The following is a 414-nucleotide window of genomic DNA, read 5'->3' as shown; positions in this document are numbered from 1 at the left end:
GCAGGAGCAGGCGCGGCCGCCCCACGCTCGACGTCGTTCTGATGCTCAAGGTGATTTTCCTGCAGCGTCTGAAGGGGCTCAGCGATGCTGAGATGGCCTTTGCGATCTCCGATCGAACTTCCGTCCAGCGCTTCCTGGATCTGCCTCCGGGAGCCTGCATTTCACGCCAGGCGATCTGGCGCTACAAGCAGATTTTCGGACAGGGATCCGTGATGGAGCTCATTGCCCGCAAACACATTGCCTCGCTCAATGAGGCGGGATTCTTCCCGGATTCCAAGGACGATCCGCTGCTGCTGGATTCATCTTTCGTTGAAGCACCCAAACAGCGCAATTCACGGGAAGAAAACCAAAAAATCAAGGAAGGTCAAAGCGCTGAGCAAATCTGGCCGGGCGAGGAAAACAAGCACAAGCGCC

The 414-nt window shown here is 57.0% G+C and carries 1 protein-coding gene; it reads left to right on the top strand.

Features of this window, described 5'->3' with window-relative positions:
* Nucleotides 1-41: 41 nt before the first annotated feature.
* On the top strand, nucleotides 42-414 hold a 373-nt coding region (locus GBM95_RS12085; protein WP_264298110.1), incomplete at its 3' end, for a transposase.

Origin of the sequence: Sutterella seckii (assembly GCF_009183815.1) — a bacterium.
Lineage (GTDB): Bacteria > Pseudomonadota > Gammaproteobacteria > Burkholderiales > Burkholderiaceae_F > Sutterella > Sutterella seckii.
Note: the sequence above shows the minus strand (reverse complement) of the source record. Positions and strands in the feature narration are given on the sequence as shown.